Source organism: Stappia sp. TSB10P1A, from assembly GCF_900185725.1.
GTDB lineage: Bacteria > Pseudomonadota > Alphaproteobacteria > Rhizobiales > Stappiaceae > Stappia.
In genome coordinates this window covers 1-620 of record NZ_FYAU01000045.1, presented here as the reverse complement: position 1 = coordinate 620, position 620 = coordinate 1, and the positions used below count along the sequence as shown (strand labels likewise).

At 66.9% G+C, this 620-nt stretch carries 1 protein-coding gene; it reads right to left on the bottom strand.

Annotated features, from left to right (window positions below; genetic code table 11):
• Nucleotides 1-92 precede the first annotated feature (92 nt).
• Nucleotides 93-545 carry a phage morphogenesis protein gene (locus TSB10P1A_RS22615; protein ID WP_186390232.1) on the bottom strand — a complete coding sequence of 151 codons (453 nt, stop codon included), beginning with the start codon at nt 543-545 and terminating at the stop codon, nt 93-95.
• Nucleotides 546-620: the final 75 nt, after the last annotated feature.

Sequence of the window (620 nt, the reverse complement as noted above, 5' to 3'; positions counted from 1 at the left end):
GGTGCCGGACATCCGCGCAGGTGCGCGGGAGACGTCGATATTCGGGGAGGGGCGGGAGATTGGCCGGAGCATCCGGCCGCGCGCCTGAGCTGTCAAGGCGTCGTCTTGCGCCGCTTCGCCCGGCGTTGATAAGAGGCCCTGATCCGGTCGGCGAGCCTGGGATATTCCTCGTCGGCGGCCGGGCGCAGATAGGGCCTGGCGGGGATCGTCACCTGCTTGACGACCGCGAATGTGCCGTCGTCCAGGCGGAATTTGAGGGCCTGCGCGGTCTTGGGTCTGATCGTGCCGCCGAGCTCGTGGATCCGCGCATAGACCACGTCGCGCACCCCCCAGGTCCCTTTGACGCCGCTGCTATGGGGCGCCGCATAATCGGCGATGTCGATGCCGCCCTCCAAAATCGCCGTCCTGTTCTGCCAGGTGTGGTTTCTTTTTGCGTGCTGCACGCACGCGGCCATGGTCTGGTTGACCCCGTCGATCTGGGCGGCGCGCATGTCCTCTTTCACGGCCTTGCCGTACCACTTGAGTGACTTCGACTTGCGCGCCACCGATTACGCCTCCGGATAATCGCCCGGCCGCTCCAGGCGGCGGCGACACGGCGGCAACCAGCGGAACGCGGGAAA